The sequence below is a fragment of the Bordetella petrii genome (genome assembly GCF_020991325.1).
Classification (GTDB): domain Bacteria; phylum Pseudomonadota; class Gammaproteobacteria; order Burkholderiales; family Burkholderiaceae_B; genus Bordetella_A; species Bordetella_A petrii_E.
In genome coordinates, this window is sequence record NZ_JAJMLX010000336.1 from 1 (window position 1) to 4,494 (window position 4,494).

6 protein-coding genes are annotated in these 4,494 nt (G+C 67.6%); 5 read left to right on the plus strand and 1 reads right to left on the minus strand.

What is annotated here, in order from left to right:
- Window positions 1–1,169, minus strand: a 1,169-nt coding sequence (locus tag LPZ50_RS22275; RefSeq protein ID WP_230665017.1) for an AsmA family protein, incomplete at its 3' end; no start/stop codon positions are given.
- 240 nt (window positions 1,170–1,409) lie between these two features.
- Here LPZ50_RS22275 and moaC point away from each other — a divergent pair.
- From moaC to glp, 5 genes are read left to right on the plus strand one after another with little or no spacing between them, the layout of a single operon-like run.
- On the plus strand, window positions 1,410–1,898 hold the full coding sequence (moaC, locus tag LPZ50_RS22280) for a cyclic pyranopterin monophosphate synthase MoaC (RefSeq protein ID WP_230665018.1): 489 nt from the start codon (window positions 1,410–1,412) through the stop codon (window positions 1,896–1,898).
- Window positions 1,879–2,130 (plus strand): MoaD/ThiS family protein, encoded by a 252-nt coding sequence (locus LPZ50_RS22285; RefSeq protein WP_230665019.1) that lies wholly within the window; start codon window positions 1,879–1,881, stop codon window positions 2,128–2,130. Before moaC ends, LPZ50_RS22285 begins: the two co-directional genes overlap by 20 nt.
- Before the next feature lie 5 nt (window positions 2,131–2,135).
- Window positions 2,136–2,612: a molybdenum cofactor biosynthesis protein MoaE gene (locus LPZ50_RS22290; RefSeq protein ID WP_230665020.1), complete on the plus strand. Its 477-nt coding sequence runs from the start codon at window positions 2,136–2,138 to the stop codon at window positions 2,610–2,612.
- Window positions 2,609–3,130 (plus strand): molybdenum cofactor biosynthesis protein B, encoded by a 522-nt coding sequence (gene moaB / locus LPZ50_RS22295; protein WP_230665021.1) that lies wholly within the window; start codon window positions 2,609–2,611, stop codon window positions 3,128–3,130. Before LPZ50_RS22290 ends, moaB begins: the two co-directional genes overlap by 4 nt.
- 8 nt (window positions 3,131–3,138) lie before the next feature.
- Complete coding sequence (glp, locus tag LPZ50_RS22300) at window positions 3,139–4,344, plus strand: gephyrin-like molybdotransferase Glp (protein ID WP_230665022.1); 1,206 nt, start codon at window positions 3,139–3,141, stop codon at window positions 4,342–4,344.
- Window positions 4,345–4,494: the final 150 nt, after the last annotated feature.

Here is a 4,494-nt window from a genome sequence, read left to right on the forward strand (position 1 = left end):
CCCGCGGGCGTGGCGGGGGCCGGCGGCGCGGCGACCGCCGCCTTCGCGGCAACCTTCGTATTCTTGCCGGCGGCAGGTTCCGGCTCGCCCCCGGCCAGTTCCTTCAGCTTGTCGATCACACGCAGCCAGTTCACGCGCTCGCTGGCATCGCGCCGCGTGTGCGCCATCAGCGACCACAGGTCGATCTGGCCGATGGAAAGCTGGCGGGCCGCCACGTCCAGGGAAATCCTGCGCAAGTCCAGCGTGCCCCATTTCACCAGTTCCTCGCCCGACGACTCGCGCACGTCCAGCTGCCGCAAGCCCAGGTCGCCCACCACCCTGATGGTGGGCGCGGCATCGCGGGGCTGTTCGAACACGATCTGCAGATCGGAATCCAGCAGGGCCCGCTCCAGTTTCACAGGCAGCGGCGCGGGCCAGGCGTCGGCCCATTTTTCCAGTTCCAGCCCGCGAAACGCCAGGTTCAGCGTCGAGGCCGGCACCACGTCGAAGGGGCGGGCCACGCCGTCCAGGCGGAACGGGCTGCCATTGATGCGCATGTGCGCGCGCGGCTGCACGTCGATATCGGTGGCGTAGCCGAAGGTGGAAATAAAGGGCACGCCCAGTTCGATCTGGTCCACCTGCTGCTTGCGGCCCGTGACCTGGTCGTCCAGGCTGATGGCCCCGCCTTCCACCACCAGGTTGTTCAGCGAAAAGCGCGGCGGGCCGTCGTCCTTGGGCGCGTCGGCGGGCGGCTCGGGCTGCTCGGCGGCCATGTCGGCCAGTTTTTGCTGAATATCGGAAAAATTGAAGCGCGTGACATCTTCCCGCACCAGCGCGATCTGCGGCTGCTGCACCCGCACCGAATCCACCACGGGCGCGAACCAGAACAGCGACATCCAGGACGCGCTGAGGTCCAGTTGCTTGATGCCCAGCAAAGGCGCGGCCCCGCCGGGCTGCTCGATCTGCAGGTCGTGCGCCCGCACTGTCAGCGTGAAGGGGTTGAAACTGATGTCGCCCACCTGCACCTGGCGCCCCAGCAGGCCCGCCACGTCTTCGGTCAGGGCGCCGCGCAGCACCTTGGGCACTTGCCAGGCAGCCACGCCGAACAGGATCAGGATGACGGCCACGATAGCCAGAAGGATCTTTCCGAAACGCCGAGTGAATCTCAACCTGGGCATCCTGACGGCCATGCATGGTCTCCTGGTGCGGGCATGGAAATTATCGTGCCTGAGGAACGGCGCATCTATGATAGGACGGCTGCGCGCCCGGAAACCCCGAAAATGGGGCCACGCTTTCAATCGTTAACACTTTCAGTGCCCACCGCGGGCGCGGTCGCCGCCCCGCCACGGCTCGTCTATCATAGGCACCAGGCCCGCCCATCCGGGGCGGCGCGCCTCGTGAACCGCTGTTTTTGAACATTCCTGCTACCCATGTCTTCGTCTTCTCCCGCCCTTAGCCACCTGGACGAGTCCGGCCAGATCCGCATGGTCGACGTCGGCGCCAAGTCCGACACCGAACGCGTTGCCATCGCCCGCGGCGCCGTGCGCATGAACGCGCAGGCGTACGGCCTGCTGACCGCGCCCGGCCAGGGCAAGGGCGAAGTGCTGAACACCGCCCGCGTGGCGGCCGTGCTGGCGGCCAAGCGCTGCGCCGACCTGATCCCCTTGTGCCACAGCCTGCCGCTGGCCTTCGTGGGCGTGGAATTCGCCCTGCATGACGACACCCATACCGTCGACATCCGCGCCACCTGCCGCACCCTGTACAAGACAGGCGTGGAAATGGAAGCCATGACGGCGGCCAGCGTGGCCGCCCTGACCATCTACGATATGTGCAAGGCGGCCGACAAGGGCATCGTCATTGAACAAGTACGCCTTGAGTACAAGGCCGGAGGAAAAAGCGGTGAGTGGCGAAACAATTAACCTGCTGTACTTCGCCCGCGTGGCCGAACTGGTTGGCAAGCGTGGCGAGGCCTGGCCGCTGGCGGATTCGTCCACCGGCGCGCAGTTGCTCGAGGCCCTGCAGGCGCGCTACCCGCAGCTGGAGCCCGCCGCGCGCCTGAAACTGGCCATAAACCAGATGCATTCCAAGCCGTCGGCGCCGATCCGGCCGGGCGACGAAGTGGCCGTGTTCGAGCCGGTAACCGGAGGCTGAACACCATGATCATCGTCCAGGAAGCCGACTTCGACAGCGCGGCGCTGCTGGCGCGCGTGCGCGAACAGGCCGGACCCGAAGCCGGCGCCATCGTCACGTTTACCGGCTACGTGCGCGACTTCAGCCCCGGGCAGGCCACCGAGACCCTATACCTGGAACATTATCCGGGCATGTGCGAACGCGAACTGCAGGAAATCGCCGACACCGCGCGCCAGCGCTGGAACCTGGCCGCCGCCGGCATCGCGCACCGGGTGGGGGCGCTGTCGCGCAGCGCGCAGATCGTGTTCGTGGCGGCCGCCAGCGCGCACCGCGGCGATGCGTTCCGCGGCTGCGAGTACATGATCGACGCCCTGAAAACCCGTGCCCCGTTCTGGAAGCGCGAAACGCTGGCCGGGGGCAGCAGCTTCTGGGTCGAACAGCGCGAAGCCGACCACGAACGCACCCAGGCCTGGGACGCGGGCACCCCCAAGGAATCGCCATGAAAGCCCAGGACAGCAAGATTCCGCTGGCCTGCGCCGTGCTTACCATCAGCGACACGCGCACGGCGGGCGACGACACATCGGGCAACCTGCTGGCCGAAAACCTGGCGCGGGCCGGCCACGATTGCGTGCGGCGCGATATCGTCAAGGCCAATCTGTACGACATCCGCCGCGTGCTCAGCGACTGGATCGCCGACCCCGACGTACAGGTCATCATCACGTCGGGCGGCACGGGCTTTGCCCACCGCCATGGCGTGCCCGAAGCAGTGCTGCCCCTGTTCGACCGTGAAATCGCCGGCTTCGACGCGCTGTTTCGCCAGGTGTCGTACGCCGAGATCGGCAGCTCGGCCATCCAGTCGCGCGCCGTGGCGGGCATGGCCAACCGCACGCTGGTATTCTGCCTGCCTGGTTCGAACGACGCCTGCCAGACGGCCTGGACGCACATTCTGGACGAACAGCTCGACAGCACGCACCAGCCCTGCAATTTCGCGACGCTTTTCCGCAAGAAAGAATCCGAATGAACGACAACCTGCTCGATTTCGAACGCGCCCAGGCGCTGCTGGCGCAGGCCGCCGCCCCCCTGGAACGCCTGCAGCTGGTGACACTGGCGGATGCCATCGGCCGCGTGTTGGCCGTGGACATGTCCGCCACGCAAGACCTGCCGCCCGCCGACAACAGCGCCATGGACGGCTATGCGATCCGCTACGCCGATTACCAGCCGGACGCCATCCTGCCGATCCAGCAGCGCTGCTACGCGGGCGAAATGCCGCAGCCGCTGCTGCCCGGCCAGGCCACCCGCCTGTTCACCGGCAGCCTGCTGCCCGAGGGCGCCGACACCATCGTCATCCAGGAAAACACACGCGAAGCCGACGGCAAGGTGCAAATCCTGCAGGCGCCGCTGGCCGGCGAATTCGTGCGCAAGCGCGGCATGGACACCACGGCCGGCCAGCCCCTGCTGGCCAGGGGCACGCCGCTGGAAGCCGCGCACATCGCGCTGCTGGCCTCGCAGGGCTTGACGCACGTGCAGGTATACGACCGGCTGCGCATCGGCATCCTGAGCACCGGCGACGAACTGGTGCCGCCCGGCGCCGAGCGCGCCGCGCAGCAGATCTACAACTGCAACGGCCCCATGCTGGCGGCCCTGGCGCAGAAAACCGGCGCGCACGCCGTGCACGTGCTGCACGCGCGCGACAACGAACCCGACCTGCGCGCGGCCATACGCACCATCCTGGCCGACTGCGACCTGCTGCTCAGCATCGGCGGTGTATCGGTGGGCGAAAAAGACCTGGTCAAGCCCGTGCTGGAATCGCTGGGCGGCAAGCTGGCCTTGTGGAAGGTGCGCATGAAGCCCGGCAAGCCGGTGGCGCTGGCGCACATCGAGGGCAAGCCGGTGGTGTGCCTGCCGGGTAATCCGGTATCGGTGTTTGCGGTGTATGCAATGCTGGTATCGCCGCTGGTGCGGCGCATGCAGGGCCGTGCCGCGCTGTTCCCGCCTGTCGGCGCCGCGGCGCTGCGCACGGAACGTCCGCGCCAGGACAGCCGCGAAGAATTCCTGCGGGTGCAGTGGCACCAGGAACCCGGCGCAGCGCCGGAACTGGTGCCCTACCCCAACCAGGACTCATCCGTCATCAGTTCCATGCCCTGGGCCACCGGGCTGGCCCGCATGCCGGCCGGCGTACTGGTACAAGATGGCGACGTCGTCCCGTATTACGATTTGGCGCACTGGCTGACGTAGGGGGTTCTGGCGGAGGGCTGCTGGGCTTTGTTCTGCTGAGCTTTGTTTTCTGATGGCGTCGTCGCGGGCCGGTGTGGCGGCCTTGGCTTCACGGTGTCGTACGGGCGCCCAGCGCGCCCGTGCCCGGCCCCGAGGCGCCGCGGCCGCCAC

Bases quoted from the DNA above. Each gene is read 5' to 3' on its own strand.
- LPZ50_RS22290 (WP_230665020.1), top strand. From the start codon at position 2,136: ATGATCATCGTCCAGGAAGCCGACTTCGACAGCGCGGCGCTGCTGGCG.
- moaB (WP_230665021.1), top strand. From the start codon at position 2,609: ATGAAAGCCCAGGACAGCAAGATTCCGCTGGCCTGCGCCGTGCTTACC.
- moaC (WP_230665018.1), top strand. From the start codon at position 1,410: ATGTCTTCGTCTTCTCCCGCCCTTAGCCACCTGGACGAGTCCGGCCAG.